11 protein-coding genes are annotated in these 16,156 nt (G+C 66.4%); 9 read left to right on the top strand and 2 right to left on the bottom strand.

What is annotated here, in order from left to right; translation table 11 throughout:
* Positions 1-69: 69 nt before the first annotated feature.
* The 8 genes from BM118_RS11360 to ligA all read left to right on the top strand — a co-directional run bounded on the left by BM118_RS11360 (position 70) and on the right by ligA (position 12,094).
* Positions 70-1,056 carry a D-alanine--D-alanine ligase family protein gene (locus BM118_RS11360; RefSeq protein WP_092185209.1) on the top strand — a complete coding sequence of 329 codons (987 nt, stop codon included), beginning with the start codon at positions 70-72 and terminating at the stop codon, positions 1,054-1,056.
* Positions 1,057-1,395: 339 nt separating this feature from the next.
* Positions 1,396-2,424, top strand: coding sequence for a cell division protein FtsQ/DivIB (locus BM118_RS11365; protein ID WP_092185210.1), 1,029 nt, complete (start codon positions 1,396-1,398; stop codon positions 2,422-2,424).
* Positions 2,421-3,743 (top strand): cell division protein FtsA, encoded by a 1,323-nt coding sequence (ftsA, locus tag BM118_RS11370; RefSeq protein WP_092185211.1) that lies wholly within the window; start codon positions 2,421-2,423, stop codon positions 3,741-3,743. The genes BM118_RS11365 and ftsA overlap by 4 nt, the downstream gene beginning before the upstream one ends.
* 90 nt (positions 3,744-3,833) lie before the next feature.
* A complete protein-coding gene (gene ftsZ / locus BM118_RS11375) occupies positions 3,834-5,639 on the top strand; it encodes a cell division protein FtsZ (RefSeq protein WP_092185212.1) in 1,806 nt (601 codons plus the stop codon).
* A 360-nt stretch (positions 5,640-5,999) separates the two neighbouring features.
* Complete coding sequence (gene lpxC / locus BM118_RS11380) at positions 6,000-6,962, top strand: UDP-3-O-acyl-N-acetylglucosamine deacetylase (RefSeq protein WP_092185226.1); 963 nt, start codon at positions 6,000-6,002, stop codon at positions 6,960-6,962.
* Between the two features lie 245 nt (positions 6,963-7,207).
* Entirely contained in the window at positions 7,208-8,098 is an 891-nt protein-coding gene (locus tag BM118_RS11385) for an outer membrane protein assembly factor BamD (RefSeq protein ID WP_092185236.1), read from the top strand.
* 13 nt (positions 8,099-8,111) lie between these two features.
* Positions 8,112-9,785: a DNA repair protein RecN gene (gene recN / locus BM118_RS11390; RefSeq protein WP_092185244.1), complete on the top strand. Its 1,674-nt coding sequence runs from the start codon at positions 8,112-8,114 to the stop codon at positions 9,783-9,785.
* Between the two features lie 161 nt (positions 9,786-9,946).
* Positions 9,947-12,094, top strand: a complete 2,148-nt coding sequence (ligA, locus tag BM118_RS11395) for an NAD-dependent DNA ligase LigA (protein WP_177234209.1) — start codon at positions 9,947-9,949, stop codon at positions 12,092-12,094.
* Positions 12,095-12,263: 169 nt separating this feature from the next.
* Here the strand turns inward: ligA and BM118_RS11400 are convergent, their stop codons facing one another.
* Positions 12,264-13,541, bottom strand: coding sequence for a multidrug effflux MFS transporter (locus BM118_RS11400; protein ID WP_092185252.1), 1,278 nt, complete (start codon positions 13,539-13,541; stop codon positions 12,264-12,266).
* Between the two features lie 352 nt (positions 13,542-13,893).
* Complete coding sequence (locus BM118_RS11405; RefSeq protein ID WP_092185255.1) at positions 13,894-15,723, bottom strand: aminopeptidase P family protein; 1,830 nt, start codon at positions 15,721-15,723, stop codon at positions 13,894-13,896.
* 188 nt (positions 15,724-15,911) lie between these two features.
* Here BM118_RS11405 and BM118_RS11410 point away from each other — a divergent pair, with 188 nt between their 5' ends.
* A complete protein-coding gene (locus BM118_RS11410) occupies positions 15,912-16,091 on the top strand; it encodes a hypothetical protein (protein WP_092185256.1) in 180 nt (59 codons plus the stop codon).
* Positions 16,092-16,156 lie beyond the last annotated feature (65 nt).

Consider the following 16,156-nt stretch of genomic DNA (forward strand, 5'->3'; position numbering starts at 1 on the left):
ACCCGGAATCTCGAGATTCCGGGTTCGATGCTGCGCATCGCCCCGGAATGACGAAATGTGAGGACACGAATGCGCATCACCATCCTCTTCGGCGGCTCCAACCGGGAACGTCTGGTTTCGGTCGCCTCGGCCCAGGCGCTGCATCAGGCGCTGCCCGAGGCCGATCTCTGGTGGTGGGACGTCGAGGACAAGGTGCATGTGGTGCGGTCGAAGCAGCTGCTCGAACATGCTCGCCCCTTCGAAGACGAGTTCAAGCCCGGCACATCAGGCATTCCGCTGGCGCAGGCGCTCGACCAGGCCAAGGCGGAGAACCGCGTGCTGGTGCTCGGCCTGCATGGCGGATGTGCCGAGAACGGCGAATTGCAGGTGATGTGCGAGGCGCGCGGCGTGCCGTTCACCGGCTCGGGCTCGGCCTCCTCGCATCTCGCCTTCGACAAGATCGCGGCGAAGCGCTTCGCCGCGCTCGGCGGCGTGACGCCGCCCGCAAACATTGCACTGGACGATATCGACGAGGCCTTCGCCGAATACGGCCGGCTGATCGCAAAGCCGGCGCGGGACGGGTCGAGCTACGGCCTGATCTTCGTCAACGCCAGGCAGGACCTCGTCGCCGTCCGCAATGCCGCGAAGCACGAGGAATATGTGATCGAGCCTTATATCGCCGGCATCGAGGCAACCTGCGGCGTGCTGGAGCGCACCGATGGCTCGATCGTCTCGCTGCCGCCGATCGAGATCATTCCGGGCGAGGGCAATTTCGACTACGCCGCAAAATATCTCCTGTCGACGACCCAGGAGATCTGCCCCGGCCGTTTCGCACCCGAGATCACCGCCGCGCTCAAGGAGCAGGCGATGCTGGCGCACCGGGCGATGTCCTGCACCGGCTATTCCCGCTCGGACTTCATCGTCTCGGCCAAGGGCCTCGTCTATCTCGAAACCAACACGCTTCCCGGGCTGACCAAGTCCTCGCTCTACCCCAAGGCGCTGAAGGCCGAGGGCATCGCGTTCCCCGACTTCCTGCACGGCCTGGTCGAGCTCGCCGGCCGGGGTGTGCGGAAATAGTTAGGACTGGTTAACGGCCAAATGGGCGAAACGGCCCGTTTTGGGTCCCAAATCCGGTAAAATGCCGGACATCGCGGCATAAATGCCTCACAGGGCTGGGCAAAAAGCGTCCGGCGTTAACGAAGTTTACCTTTTGTTTACCAGGACATCCGAAGGTTAACGCTGGCGGCGCATATGGCGCTTTGGCTGCCGGCGCGTGAGCTGTTGCGGGTGATGTCACCTCCAGCGAACGCTTTGATGGGAGAGGCTTCGTCTGCTGATCCGGCCCGGCAAGTCCGAGACGTCATGTTCGCCAGGACCCGCGCGATGTCGCGGGCAAACTGTTGACGAGCTCGTGCAATGGATGGTGCAGGAAGCCTCACCCGGTCGCTTCTGAGATCGCTGAGGCCCCAAGCTGATCTGAAGGCGGCCGCTATCGGAGCGGTCGTGCTTCTGCGCGAGTGGGTGCAGGACAAGCGCGTCGAGGTCCGCGCTGCCGCCAAGGACAAGATCAAGACCAAAGCGAAGGCCAAGGCCGTGGTCGAGCGCGAGCCGCCGCCGCGCGTGGTTGCGCTGGTCGAGCGCTATCTGCCGCGCCGGGTCGGGATCAGCATGACCGTGCTGCTGCTGATCGGAAGCTGCGGCTTCGGCATCGTCAAGGGCGGCCATCTCCAGGATTTCGTCACGGCGGTCAACGACGCCCGCAACGCGATGGCCAATTCCGCCGGCTTCCGCATCACCTCCGTCGTGATCAACGGCCGCAAGCAGCTCACCCAGGACGAGATCCTCGCGATCGGCGGCGTCAGCGGCCGTTCCTCGCTCCTGTTCCTCGACGCCGACGCCGTGCGCGACAAGCTCAAGGCCAATCCCTGGATCGCGGATGCGACCGTGCTGAAGCTCTATCCGGGCCAGCTCATGATCGAGCTCACCGAGCGCAAGGCGTTCGCGCTGTGGCAGGAGGCCGGCCGCCTCTCCGTCATCGCCGATGACGGCGCCGTGCTCGAGCCCTATGTCTCGCGCCGGTTCCTGTCGCTGCCGCTCGTGGTCGGCAAGGGCGCCGACACGCAGGCCCGTGATTTCCTCGCGCTGCTGGCGCGCTATCCGCAGGTCAACTCGATCACCAAGGCCGCGATCTACGTCGGCGAGCGGCGCTGGAACCTGAGGCTCAAGGACGGCCTCGACATCCGCCTGCCCGAGCAGGACGTCGGCAACGCGCTTGCGATGCTGTCCAGGCTCGACAAGGAAGACAAGCTGTTCTCCCGCGACATCGTCGCCGTCGACATGCGCCTGCCCGATCGCCTGGTGGTGCAGCTGTCCGAGGACGCCGCCAAGGCGCGCGAAGACCAGTTCAAGGACAAGAAGAAAAAGAAGGCCGGGGACGCTGCATGACCGGTCTCGATCGCACCCAGACGCCGAAGACGCGCCAGATGCCGCACAAGCGCGGCGGCATCGTCGCCTGCCTCGACATCGGCACCAGCAAGATCGCCTGCATGATCGCGCGGCTGAAGCCGTCGGCGCCGAGCGATGCGTTGCGCGGCCGCACCCACGCGGTGGAACTGATCGGTTACAGCCAGATCCAGTCGCGCGGCATGAAGGCCGGTGCGGTGGTCGATCTCGGCGAATGCGAGCAGGCGGTGCGCCAGGCCGTCGGGCTTGCCGAGAAAATGGCCAAGGTGCGGGTCGAGTCCGTGCTGCTGTCGGTCTCCGGCGGCCGGCTCTCCGGCCAGCTGGTCGAAGCCGCCGCCGACATCCGCGGCGGCGCCGTGACCCCGGCCGACGTCAGCCGCGTCACCTCGACCGGCATGCGCCACGCCACCGGCGAGGGCCGCACCGTGCTGCACGCGCTGCCGGTCGGCTACACGCTCGACGGCGTCAAGGGCATCCGCGATCCCCGCGGCATGGTCGCGCATCAGTTCGGTGTCGACATGAACGTCGTCACCTGTGACGCCACCGTGGCACGGAACCTGATGCTCGCGGTGGAGCGCTGCCACATCAATGTCGAAGCCATGGCGGCGAGCCCCTATGTCGCCGGCCTGTCGGTGCTGACCGACGACGAGGCCGATCTCGGCGCGGCCGTCGTCGAGATGGGCGCGGGCACCACCACGATGGCGGTCTATGCCGGCGGCCGTTTCGTGCACGCGGCCGGTTTTGCGGTCGGCGGGCAACACATCACGATGGATCTCGCGCGCGGACTCTCCGCGACCATTGCCGATGCCGAGCGAATCAAGACGTTATACGGGACCGTCATCACCGGCGGATCGGACTCGCGTGAGCTGATGTCTGTGCCGACAGCCGGTGACGAGCAGGATCTGCCGCAGATCGTCTCCCGCGCCACCATCGCCAACATCGTCAAGCACCGTGCCGAGGAAATCTTCGAAATGGTCCGGGACCGGCTCAAGGATTCGCCCTTCGCGTCAGAGCCCAACGGCCGCGTCGTGCTCTCCGGCGGCGCCTCGCAGCTGACCGGTCTCGTCGAACTCGGAACTCAGATTCTCGGCCGGCCCGTGCGGGTCGGACGTCCGCTCGGCTTCGGCCGGCTGCCCAACGAGGCGAAGAACGCCGCGTTCGCGGTGCCGGCCGGACTCCTCGTCTACCCGCAATATGTTCACCAGGAACATGTCGAACCGCGGCATACGCGGCAGCAGGCCAGGACAGGGACCGGCGGTTATTTCGGAAAGGTTGGACGATGGCTACGCGAGGGCTTCTGATGATTCCTTTCCGTAATTCCCGATTTTCACCAACTCCCGCGGCCGCCGGCCGGGGCGAACCCACGCGCGCGTGATCGAGAGGCAGCAACCATGACCATCAGCATCAATGTTCCTGATATTCACGAACTGAAGCCCCGGATCACCGTGTTCGGCGTCGGCGGCGCCGGTGGCAACGCCGTCAACAACATGATCACGGCGGGCCTCCAGGGCGTCGACTTCGTGGTCGCCAACACCGACGCGCAGGCGCTGACGATGTCGAAGGCGCAGCGCATCGTGCAGATGGGCACGGCGGTCACGCAAGGTCTCGGCGCCGGTTCGCAGCCGAACGTCGGCGCCGCGGCGGCGGAAGAGGTGATCGACGAGCTGCGCGACCATCTCTCGGGCGCCAACATGGTGTTCGTCACCGCCGGCATGGGCGGCGGCACCGGCACCGGTGCTGCTCCCGTCATCGCCAAGACCGCGCGCGACATGGGCATCCTCACCGTCGGCGTCGTGACCAAGCCGTTCCACTTCGAGGGCGCCCGCCGCATGCGCACTGCCGAAGCCGGCATCGCCGAGCTGCACAAGGTGGTCGATACGCTGCTGATCATCCCGAACCAGAACCTGTTCCGGGTCGCCAACGAGAAGACCACCTTCGCCGACGCCTTCGCGATGGCCGACCAGGTGCTCTATTCGGGCGTCGCCTGCATCACCGACCTGATGGTCAAGGAAGGCCTGATCAACCTCGACTTCGCCGACGTCCGCGCCGTCATGCGCGAAATGGGCAAGGCGATGATGGGCACCGGCGAGGCCTCCGGCGACAAGCGCGCGCTGACCGCCGCTGAAGCTGCGATCGCCAACCCGCTGATCGACGACAGCTCGATGAAGGGCGCCAAGGGCCTTCTCATCTCCATCACCGGCGGCAAGGACCTCACGCTGTTCGAGGTCGACGAAGCCGCGACCCGCATCCGCGAGGAAGTCGACCAGGACGCCAACATCATCGTCGGCGCCACCTTCGACGAAGCGCTCGATGGCCTGATTCGCGTTTCCGTCGTCGCCACCGGCATCGAGCAGGCCACGATCGCCCGCAACAGCCAGGCCACCAGCGCCCCGGTTGCGAACGCAGCGCCGCAGGTGCAGCAGGCTCCCGCAGCTCCGGCCGCCGTGGCCGAGAGCCGTCTCGCCGATCTGACCGCGCGTCTGCGTGCCGACAACCAGCGCCTGGCCGAACGTGCCCAGAAGCTGGAAACGCAGGTCCCGGCGTCTGCCTCCGCGCCGGTCGCTGGCGCCCCGATGGCGCCGCGTCCGAACGTCGAGCGCGCTGCGCTCGCCGCCATCGCGGCTGCCGTTGCCGACGTCCCGCAGGCGCCCGCGCCGATGCAGACCTACGGCGACGTCACCGTGCGCCCGATCGCGCAGAAGCCGACCTTGTTCCCGGAGCCCGACATGGCCCCGGTCGCGATGCAGGAGCCGATGACGCCCGAAAACTTCATCCCGCCGCAGGCCGAGCGTGCGCCGGTGCGCGCGCCGCGGATGCCGCGCCTCGACGAACTGCCGATGCCGGCCCAGGCCGAGATTCGTCAGGCCCGCGGCGAGGTTGAAGAAGAGACCCCGCAGAAGACCCGCCTGTCGCTGCTCCAGCGCCTCGCCAATGTCGGCCTTGGCCGCCGCGACGAGGAGAGTGAGCCGCCGGTTGCCGCCCGCACCACTGGTCCCGCGATGCCGCCGCTGCCGGACCGCCGTGCGCAGAAGAGCGTGGCGCAACAGATCGCGGCCAGCGAGCCGGTATCGGAGTATGCCCGCCGTCCCGCGCCGCAGGGCCTCGACATGCATGGCCGTTCCGCGCCTGTTGCGCCGGCGCCACAGGGAGACGACCATCTTGATATCCCGGCCTTCCTGCGGCGGCAGGCGACCTGAGGATTGTTACAATAAGGCAGACGAAAAAAGGTCCCGGCGGGAAGCTTGCCGGGACCTTTCCTTTTTGACCGGGCATGCCTGGGCTGCATGGCCAAGCAACTGATTTTAAATCATTAATTACGTATTCGGTGGTTCAGTAAAACCGCCGGCAGCGGCCCAAAACCTCGGCGCAATTTGGTTAAGCCTTGGCGCGAATACGGCAGGTTTGGGGTAACAATCGGTAAAAAAGCGTGAGTTGGCGCTGTTTGGGGCAGTGACTATGGTTTGACGTGACTTGGGGATACGGATTCGGACGGCGGGCTTGGCCGGTCGTTCGGGTCGAGTATAAGTCGCAGTGGGTCGTAGTGGGGCGGGTTCCTGATGAAATTTAGCCGGCAAACAACGCTTAGTGCGCAAGCCACCGTGGTCGGCGTCGGCGTTCATTCCGGTCTTCCCGTCAACCTCACGCTTGGACCTGCGCCCGTCGATGCAGGTTTTGTTTTTGTCCGCACCGGCCTTGAGGGAAGTGACCGCGAAGTTCAGGCGACCGCCGAGCAGGTGATCGCGACCGATCTCGCCACCGTCCTTGGCGATCGTAATGGTCCGCTGGTCTCCACCGCCGAGCACGTGCTTGCTGCGCTGCGGGGCATGGGCGTTGACAACGCCACGATCGAGATCGACGGGCCGGAAGTGCCGATCATGGACGGCAGCGCTGCGGCCTTCATTGCGGCGATCGACCAGGCCGGCATCGTCACCCAGCCGGCGCAGCGCCGCTTCATCCAGGTTTTGAAGCCGATCTCGGTCAAGATCGGCGACTCCTTCGGCGAGATGCGGCCCCACGCCAACGGGTTCCGCGTCGAGGTCGAGATCGACTTCACCAATCCCGTCATCGGCCGGCAGAGCTACGCCTTCGACCTCAGCCCGGAACGTTTCCGCCGCGAAGTCGGCCGCGCCCGGACTTTCGGTCTGATGTGCGACGTCGCCCGGCTCTGGGGCGCGGGCTATGCGCTCGGCGCCTCCTTCGACAACACCGTCGTGTTCGACGACGAGCGGCTGCTCAACACCGAGGGCCTGCGCTACGCCGACGAATGTGCCCGCCACAAGGTGCTGGACGTGATCGGCGACCTCGCGCTGGCCGGCCTGCCGCTGCTTGGCGCCTACCGCTCGGTGCGCGGCGGCCACAAGCTCAACCACGCCGTCCTGACCGCGCTGCTTGCCGACCGTTCCGCCTGGCGGGTGGTCGAGGGCGAGGCGGTGCGCCGCACCACGCGTCCCGTGGTCGAAACCGGTCGCGGTATCGTCGGCGGCCGGATCGCCGCGGCCTACGGGCCGGACGTGTCCTGAAGAGACCTGTGGCCGTGGGCGTCTGGCGCCGGTTGTCCCCGGGAAACTCCTGGTAACCATGATCGACTAGCATTGCGGCACGTTCGCCTTAATCCGGGCGAAATGCCTGCCCATACGGTTGGTTAGCGATCGTTTTTCGGATACATCGGCGTGGTCGCACGGCAGGCACCACGGCTACATTCGCGCCCATGACGAGGTTCGTGGGCTGGCGGGCACCGCATCACAGGGCGTCAGGGCTTAAACTCATGTCGGCACAGCGTATGACGCGCGGATATCCCTTGATCTCGCCTCTCGCCCGCGGGCTGCTTCAGGCCGCTGCCTTCATCATGCTCGCGCTGCCGCTGGCCGGCTGCGGCACCGGCGCGCTCTGGGACAAGTTCACCGCCAAGGACGACACCTTCGTCGAGGAGCCCGCCGACAAGATCTACAATGAGGGCCTGTACCTCATGAACGAGAAGAAGGACATGAAGGCGGCGAACAAGAAGTTCGAAGAGGTCGACCGCCAGCATCCTTATTCCGACTGGGCCCGCAAGTCGCTGCTGATGTCGGCCTATGCGTCCTACCAGGGCGGCGACTATGACAGCTGCATCGGCGCCGCCACCCGCTACGTCACGCTGCATCCCGGCAGCCCGGACGCGGCCTATGCGCAATACCTGATTGCCGCCTCGCATTACGACCAGATTCCGGACATCAGCCGCGATCAGACCCGTACCGAGAAGGCGATCGCCTCGCTGGAAGAGGTGGTCCGCAAATATCCGACGTCCGAATACGCGACCTCCGCCAAGGCCAAGATCGAGGGCGCGCGCGACCAGCTCGCCGGCAAGGAAATGAACGTCGGCCGCTATTACGCGCAAAAGCGCGACTACACGGCCGCGATCAACCGCTACAAGGCCGTGGTCACGCAGTACCAGACCACTCGCCATGTTGAGGAGGCGCTCTACCGGCTCACCGAGGCCTATATGGCGATCGGCATCGTCGGCGAGGCGCAAACGGCGGCGGCCGTACTTGGCCACAATTTTCCTGACAGCCGCTGGTACAAGGACGCCTATAATCTTGTAAAATCCGGCGGTCTCGAACCGAGCGAGAATCAGGGGTCCTGGATCAGCAAGACCTTCAAGAAGATGGGTCTCGGCTAGGAAATTTGGTTCCATGCTCGCGCGTCTGTCGATCCGTGACATCGTCCTGATCGAACGGCTCGATATCGAATTCGCAACGGGCCTCGCGGTTTTGACCGGCGAGACCGGTGCGGGCAAATCCATCCTGCTCGATGCCTTTGCGCTGGCGCTCGGCGGCCGCGGCGACGCGGGCCTCGTGCGCCACGGCGCGGAGCAGGGGCAGGTCACGGCCGTCTTCGATATCCCCAAGAATCACCCCGCGACGAAGATCCTCGCCGAGAACGGCCTCGACGACACCGGCGAGATGATTCTCCGCCGCGTCCAGCTCGCCGACGGCCGCACCCGCGCCTTCATCAACGACCAGTCGATCAGCGTGCAGACGCTGAAGGCGGTCGGCGCCGCCCTGGTCGAGATCCACGGCCAGCATGACGAGCGTGCGCTGGTCGATGCCGCCACTCACCGCCGCCTGCTCGATGCCTTTGCCGGCCTCGAGAAGGACGTTGCAGTCGTTGAGTCGCTTTGGGAGGCGCGCCGCACCGCCAACACCGAGCTGGAGGAGCATCGCGCCGGCATGGAGCGGGCCGCGCGCGAGGCCGACTATCTGCGCCACGCCTCCGGCGAGCTGAAGCAGCTCGCCCCCAAGGACGGTGAGGAGACCTCGCTGGCGTCCCGCCGGACCACGATGATGCAGGGCGAGAAGATCGCCTCCGACCTGCGCGAAGCGCAGGAGGCGGTCGGCGGCAACCACTCGCCGGTCGCGGCGCTGTCGGCCGCGGTACGCCGGCTGGAGCGCCGCGGCGTCAATTCGCCGGCGCTGGTCGAGCCCGCGGTCAAGGCGATCGACGCCGCGATCAACGCGCTGGAGGAAGCCGACCAGCATCTTCAGGCGGCGCTGGCCGCAACCGACTTCGATCCGGCCGAGCTCGAACGCATCGAAGAGCGCCTGTTCGCCCTGCGCGCCGCCTCGCGCAAATATTCGACGCCGGTCGACGGGCTCGCCGCGCTCGCCGCCAGATACGCCGCCGACGTCGTGCTGATCGATGCCGGCGCCTCGCGGCTGAAGAAGCTGGAGCAGGCTGCGATCGAGGCCGATGCGCGTTATGCCGCTGCCGCGAAGAAACTGTCGATGGCGCGGCAGAAATCGGCCGAGAAGCTCAACAAGTCCGTCAATGCGGAGCTTGCCCCGCTCAAGCTCGAGCGCGCGAAATTCATGACCCAGGTCGAAACCGACGAGGCCGCGCCGGGGCCGCAAGGCATCGACCGCGTCGAGTTCTGGGTGCAGACCAATCCGGGCACCAAGCCGGGCCCGCTGATGAAGGTCGCCTCCGGCGGCGAGCTGTCGCGCTTTCTCCTGGCGCTCAAGGTCGTGCTGTCCGACCGCGGCTCGGCGCCGACTCTCGTGTTCGACGAGATCGACACCGGCGTCGGCGGCGCAGTGGCCGACGCCATCGGCGGGCGCCTGGCGCGGCTTGCCGGCAAGGTGCAGGTGATGGCCGTGACCCACGCCCCGCAGGTCGCCGCGCGGGCCGGCCAGCATTTGCTCATCTCCAAGGACGCCCTCGACAAGGGCAAGCGCGTCGCCACCCGGGTCAATGCGCTGGCCGCCGACCACCGCCGCGAGGAGATCGCGCGCATGCTCGCCGGCGCCGAGATCACCGCCGAGGCGAGGGCGGCCGCAGACCGGCTGCTCAAGGCGGCGACGGCTTAAGCCTCGTGTCCCGGACGCGCGCAGCGCGAGCCGGGACCCAGAATGCCGCCGCATGGGCCCCGGCTCTGCAGTGCACCGCTGAAGAAGCGCTGCACTGCGTCCGGGGAACAAGACCTCCGCCCATCTTTACCCTCCCGCCCGCTCCGTCGTATCCAAGCATCATGGCAAGAGCAGCAAAATCCAAACCGCTCCGTGACGTCGCCGAGCTCACCAAGGCGCAGGCCAAGGTCGAGCTCATGCGGCTCGCGCTCGAGCTCGAAGAGCATGACAAGCGCTATTATCAGGATGACGCGCCCACCGTCACCGACGCCGAATACGACGCGCTGCGCCAGCGCTTCAATGCGATCGAAAAACGCTTTCCGGAATTCGTCAGCGTGGAATCGCCCTCGCAGAAGGTCGGCGCGGCGCCGTCAGGCCGCTTCAGGAAGGTGCGGCATTCCCTTCCCATGCTGTCGCTCGACAACGCCTTTGCCGAAGAGGACGTGCGCGACTTCGTCGGCCGCATTGTCCGCTTCCTGAAGCTCGACGACGACAAGATCGACTTCTCCGCCGAGCCGAAGATCGACGGTCTCTCGATGTCGCTGCGCTATGAGGGCGGCGAGCTCGTCACCGCCGCGACGCGCGGTGACGGTGCGGAGGGCGAGGACGTTACCGCCAACATCCGCACGCTCGAAGACGTCCCGCAAAAGCTCAAGGGGCGCAATATTCCCGACATCTGCGAGGTGCGCGGCGAGGTCTACATGACCAAGAAGGCCTTCCTCGCGCTCAACGAGCGGCAGAAGGCCGAAGGCAGCACCATCTTCGCCAATCCGCGCAACTCGGCCGCCGGCTCGCTCCGCCAGAAGGATCCGACCATCACCGCCTCGCGCCCCCTCGGCTTCTTCGCCTACGCCTGGGGCGAGATGAGCGCGATGCCGGAGGAGACGCAGAGCGGCATGATCCACTGGTTCGAGCGCTGCGGCTTCAAGACCAATCCGCTGACCAGGCTGTGTCACTCGGTCGAGGAGCTGATCGCGTTCCATCAAAGAATCGAGGAGGAGCGCGCCGAGCTCGACTACGACATCGACGGCGTCGTCTACAAGGTCGACCGCATCGACTGGCAGGAGCGGCTCGGCTTCGTCTCGCGCACGCCGCGCTGGGGCATCGCGCACAAATTCCCGGCCGAGCGCGCCATGACGGTGCTGCGCGACATCGAGATCCAGGTCGGCCGCACCGGCTCGTTCACGCCGGTCGGCAAGCTCGAGCCGGTCGGCGTCGGCGGCGTGATCGTGCAGAACGTCACGCTGCACAACGAGGACTACATCAAGGGCATCGGCAACAAGGGCGAGGTGCTGCGCGAGGGCCGCGACATCAGGATCGGCGATACCGTCGTGATCCAGCGCGCCGGCGACGTCATCCCGCAGGTGGTCGACGTCGTCCTCGACAAGCGGCCGAAGAATGCCAAGGAATTCCACTTCCCGACGAAGTGCCCGTGCCCGCTGCACACCGACGTCACGCGCGAGGAGACGGCGGCCGGCGAAGAGGGCTCGCGCGCCCGCTGCACCGGCGAGTTCGCCTGCCCCTATCAGAAGATCGAGCACCTCAAACTGTTCGTGTCGCGGCGCGCCTTCGACATCGACGGCCTCGGCGAGAAGCAGCTCCAGTACTTCTTCGACGAAGGTTTTGTGAAAGAGCCCGCCGACATCTTCACGCTGGAGAAGCGCAACTCGAAACTCAAGCTCGAGGAGATCGAGGGTTACGGCGCCACCTCCGTGCGCAACCTCTTCGCCGCCATCGAGAGCCGGCGCAAGATCGCGCTGGAGCGCTTCGTCTATGCGCTCGGCATGCGCCATGTCGGCGAGACCACCGCGCTGGCGCTGGCACGCGGCTACGGCTCCTGGGACGCGTTCCACGACGCCTGCCTCAAGGTCGCCAAGGGCGACGAGGAGGCGATGGCGGACATGGACGCGCTCGACCAGATCGGCGACACCGTGATCAAGAGCATCGCCGATTATTTCGGCGAGAGCCACAACCGCGGCATCGTCGAGCGCCTGACCAGGGAAGTCGAGATCGTCGACGCCGAGAGGCCGAAGAGCAATTCGGCCGTCGCCGGCAAGACCGTTGTGTTCACGGGCTCGCTGGAGAAGATGACACGGGATGAAGCCAAGGCCACCGCCGAGCGTCTAGGGGCGAAGGTGTCGGGCTCGGTGTCGAAGAAGACCGATCTCGTCATCGCCGGCCCGGGCGCTGGCTCGAAGCTCGCCGAGGCCAACAAGCACGGCGTCAAGGTGCTGACCGAAGACGAGTGGCTGAAGCTGATCGGGGAGTGAGGTGGGCGCCTTCCTGTCCTCCTGCTCCGCTGTCATCGCCCGCGCAGGCGGGCGATCCAGTACGCCGCAGCCTCTCCGTGTCCCTGCACCGTCTCTGGAATACTGGATCCCCCGCCTTCGCGGGGGATGACACCGAGGGTGTTGCAACGGCAGTCGCGCTCAGCGCCCTCTACATCATCCCGCTCTCTTCCTCCTCCGCCTGCTCGATCAGCGTCTCGCTCACCACGATCTCGCGGCGGGGGACGACGAAGATCATCATGCAGGTGCAGAGCAGCGAGATCGCTAGCACGGCGGAGGTCAGCGGCAGCGTCGTCGAGGAGTGGCCGCCGAGATAGGCGCCGAATTGCGACATCAGCGCGCCGATGCCCTGCTGGAGGAAGCCCATCGCGCCCGACGCGGTGCCGGCCGCTTCAGGGCGGATGCTGATCGCGCCGGCGGCGGAATTCGCCATCACGAAGGCATTGCCCGCCATCACGATCATCTGCGTGCCGAACAGCCACGCGGGCGCTTCATTCCAGCCGGCAAAACTCCAGAACAGGTTCAAAAGGCTGCCGCCGAGCTGAAGGCCGAGCCCGAACCAGATCAGCTTTGCCAGTGAGTGGCGCGGCGCAAAGCGCACGCAGAGCAGATTGCCGACGAGATACGCAAAGCCTGATGTCGCAAACCACGCGCCGTATTCGGCGCTGCTGCGGCCCATCTGTGTCACCACGATGTAAGGACCGCCGCCGGCGAAGGTGAAGATGATTTGCGAGGCCAGCACCTGACACATCACGTAGCCGACGAAGGCACGGTTCCTGATCAGGGTGCCGATGTCGGCGCGAAAGCCGCTGCCGGCGGCGCGAGTGCGACGCGTTTCCGGCAGCGCCACGGCGATGCCGACGGCGACCGCAACTGCGCCGATGGTGATGGCGTAGAAGATTGCGCGCCAGCCGAACGCGGTCTCGATCAGGCCGCCGGTGAGCGGCGACAGCATCTGTCCGATCATCAGGGCCGCGACGACGAGGCTGATCATGGAGGCGACGCGCTGGCGCTCGTAGATGTCGCGGATGATGGCGCGGCTCACCACCATGCCGGTGGCGCCGCCGAGCGCCTGGAAGAAGCGTGCGGCGATCAGTTGCGGCAGGTTCTGCGCGAAGATGCAGGCAATGCTCGCCGCCACCATCAGCGCGAGCCCTGCGAGCAGCACCGGGCGCCGCCCGAACTTGTCCGACAGCGGGCCCATGATCAGCTGCGAGCAGGCGATGCCGACCATGAAGAGCGACACCGTCATCTGCGCGACCGAGATGTCGCTGCCGAAGTTCGTCGCCAGCACCGGGAGCGCCGGAACCAGCATGTAGAGCGAGATCGGCGCAATCCCGGTCATGACGACGAGCAGCAGCAACACCACGCGCGAGGTCGCGATGGTCTTCATTGCCGCTTCCGGCGGCCTGCTGATCATGCCGTGCATGCGTGTCCGTCTCTGACAAGTTCGAATCGGACTGTAGCGTGCTCGCGCAAGACGGATATCGGCGTTTCGGAATGCGGCCATACCGATTCCGGGACGGTTATAATAACAGCGCGATGGCGATCGATTGGGCGCGTTGCTCGTGCTACGTCTCCACTGTCATTCCCCGCGAAGGCGGGGAATCCAGTACGCCGCGGCTTCTCCGTGTACGTTTGCTGTCTCTGGAATACTGGATGCCCCGCCGGAGCCTGTCATCGGGCTCGCCAAAGGCGAGACCCGGTGGCGGGGCATGACAGCGATGGGGCAAGCAGCGTTGCACAAATCGCGTAGTGCCATGCGCCTCGGAATGGCGAGCTTACGCCTTCAGCTCCGCCGTCGCCTGATCGAGCCACGCTTTCGTTGTCTCGTCCAGCGCCGGCCCTACCTCGGCCCTCACACGCGCGTGGTAGGCATTGAGCCAGTCGAGCTCGTCGCGGTTCAGCATGGCGACATCGATCAGCCGTCTGTCGATCGGCGCCAGGGTCAGCGTCTCGAACGCGTTCATCGGCTTCTCGGCGCCCTTGATGTCGGCGGCGACCACGAGCTCGAGGTTCTCGATGCGGATGCCGAAGCCGTCGGTCTTGTAGTAACCGGGCTCGTTGGAGAGGATCATGCCGCGCTTCAGCGGCGTGGTGCCGAGCTTCGAGATCCGCGCCGGCCCTTCGTGGACGCTGAGATAGCTGCCGACGCCATGGCCGGTGCCGTGCTCGAAATCGACGCCGGCGGCCCAGAGATATTGCCGCGCCAGCGTGTCGAGCTGAGCGCCATTGGTGCCGTCGGGGAAGATCGCGCGCGCGATCGCGATATGGCCGCGCAGCACGCGGGTGAAGCGGTCGCGCATCTCGCCGGTGGGCTCGCCGACCGCCATGGTGCGCGTCACGTCGGTGGTGCCGTCTTCATATTGCGCACCGGAATCGATCAGCAGCAGGTCGCCGGGCGCGATGCGCCGGTTGCTCTTGCGGGTGACGCGGTAGTGCACGATGGCGCCGTTCGGGCCGGTGCCCGATATGGTCGGGAACGACACGTCCTTCAGCGCGCCGGTGTCGCGGCGGAACGTCTCCAGCGCTTCCACTGCGTCGATCTCGGTGAGCTTGCCGCTGGGCGCTTCGCGATCGACCCAGGCGAGGAAGCGCGCCAGCGCCACGGCATCGCGGCGATGCGCCGTCTGCGTGCCCTTGATCTCGGTCGCGTTCTTGACCGCCTTGAGCAGCGCAATCGGATCGCTGCCGCGCACCGGCTTGCCGCCGGCGCCGGCGATCAGCCGGCTCAGCGCATCGGCCGCGGTGGCACTGTCGAGCGCGATCGCGGCGCCGCTCTTGGCCAGCGCCATCAGCGTCGGCGCCATCGCATCGGGCTCGCGCACGTCGGCCGATTGCTCGAGATGGTCGCGCGTCAGGTTGGAAAGCTTGCGGTGGTCGATAAAGATGGTCGGCCGGCCGTCCTTCGGCACCAGCGCGTAGGACAGCGGCAGCGGGGTATGCGCAACGTCGGCGCCGCGGATGTTGAAAGTCCAGGCCACCGCATGGCTGTCCGACAGCACCAGCGCATCAGTGCCGAGCTTGGCGATCTCGCTTTTGATCTGCGCCAGCTTCTCGGCCTCGCCGAGGCCGGCGTGTTGCGTTCCGTGCACGGCGACGGGAGCAAGCGGCGGCTGCGGCCGGTCGTGCCAGACCGCGTCCACCGGATTGCTGTCCACCGCCACCAGCTCGGCGCCGGCCTTGGTGCAGGCGGCGGCGAGGCGCTCGGCTGCCGTAGAAGTGTGCAACCAGGGATCAAATCCGAGGCGGTCGCCGGCTTTCAGATGCGCCGACACCCAGCTCTCCGGCGGAGGGTCGATCAGCGATTCCACCGCCCAGGCCTTTGCATCGACCTGCTTGGCCGCCTGGATCGTGTAGCGGCCGTCGACGAACAATGCGGCCTCGTGGGCCAGCACCACCGCCAGGCCCGCCGATCCGGTAAAGCCGGTCAGCCAGGCGAGCCGCTCTTCCGAGGGCGCCACATATTCATTCTGCTGCTGGTCGGCGCGCGGAATGACGAATCCGGTCAGCTTGCGGCGGGCGAGTTCTTCGCGGAGCGCGGCAAGGCGCGCCGTCAATGCGACGCCGGCCTCGGGCTCCTCGAATGTCTGGAAGTGTGCTTCGAACATGGTGGATCACTTTAGGATCATGGGGGTCAGTCCGCAATGTGGACGCATTCGCGGCGCATCTGGCATGGACTGTGCTTGAAAAAGTTCCGCTTGAGTCGACTGGAGTAAAGGGATGCAGCCTTTGAGCTCCGTCCGGATAACAGGGAAATTCGAGCAAGTGTTTCTACTCAACGGCGAGGGGACACACGATGCCAGCGTTCACGTTTGAGAAGATTTCGCCGCCGGCCCGCCGGGCCCCGGCCGCAACGACACCGAAGAAGCCGCGCGGTCTCATCAGCCAGATGATCGACCGTATCGCCGAGCGGCGCGCCAGGCGCACCTTGCAGGCCGAGCGCGCAATGCGCCGGGACGAGAAGCCGGCGGAGTAGCCAGCCCGCATACGGGCGTTTCCCCTCTCCCCTTGTGGGAGAGGGTGGATCGCCGCGAAGCGGCG

The organism is Bradyrhizobium sp. cf659 (assembly GCF_900113725.1).
GTDB lineage: Bacteria > Pseudomonadota > Alphaproteobacteria > Rhizobiales > Xanthobacteraceae > Bradyrhizobium.

Excerpts from the sequence above, each read along its gene's own strand:
- BM118_RS11360 (WP_092185209.1), top strand. The coding sequence starts at position 70 with ATGCGCATCACCATCCTCTTCGGCGGCTCCAACCGGGAACGTCTGGTT.
- BM118_RS11365 (WP_092185210.1), top strand. The coding sequence starts at position 1,396 with ATGGATGGTGCAGGAAGCCTCACCCGGTCGCTTCTGAGATCGCTGAGG.
- ftsA (WP_092185211.1), top strand. The coding sequence starts at position 2,421 with ATGACCGGTCTCGATCGCACCCAGACGCCGAAGACGCGCCAGATGCCG.
- ftsZ (WP_092185212.1), top strand. The coding sequence starts at position 3,834 with ATGACCATCAGCATCAATGTTCCTGATATTCACGAACTGAAGCCCCGG.
- lpxC (WP_092185226.1), top strand. The coding sequence starts at position 6,000 with ATGAAATTTAGCCGGCAAACAACGCTTAGTGCGCAAGCCACCGTGGTC.
- BM118_RS11385 (WP_092185236.1), top strand. The coding sequence starts at position 7,208 with ATGTCGGCACAGCGTATGACGCGCGGATATCCCTTGATCTCGCCTCTC.
- recN (WP_092185244.1), top strand. The coding sequence starts at position 8,112 with ATGCTCGCGCGTCTGTCGATCCGTGACATCGTCCTGATCGAACGGCTC.
- ligA (WP_177234209.1), top strand. The coding sequence starts at position 9,947 with ATGGCAAGAGCAGCAAAATCCAAACCGCTCCGTGACGTCGCCGAGCTC.
- BM118_RS11400 (WP_092185252.1), bottom strand. The coding sequence starts at position 13,541 with ATGCACGGCATGATCAGCAGGCCGCCGGAAGCGGCAATGAAGACCATC.
- BM118_RS11405 (WP_092185255.1), bottom strand. The coding sequence starts at position 15,723 with ATGTTCGAAGCACACTTCCAGACATTCGAGGAGCCCGAGGCCGGCGTC.
- BM118_RS11410 (WP_092185256.1), top strand. The coding sequence starts at position 15,912 with ATGCCAGCGTTCACGTTTGAGAAGATTTCGCCGCCGGCCCGCCGGGCC.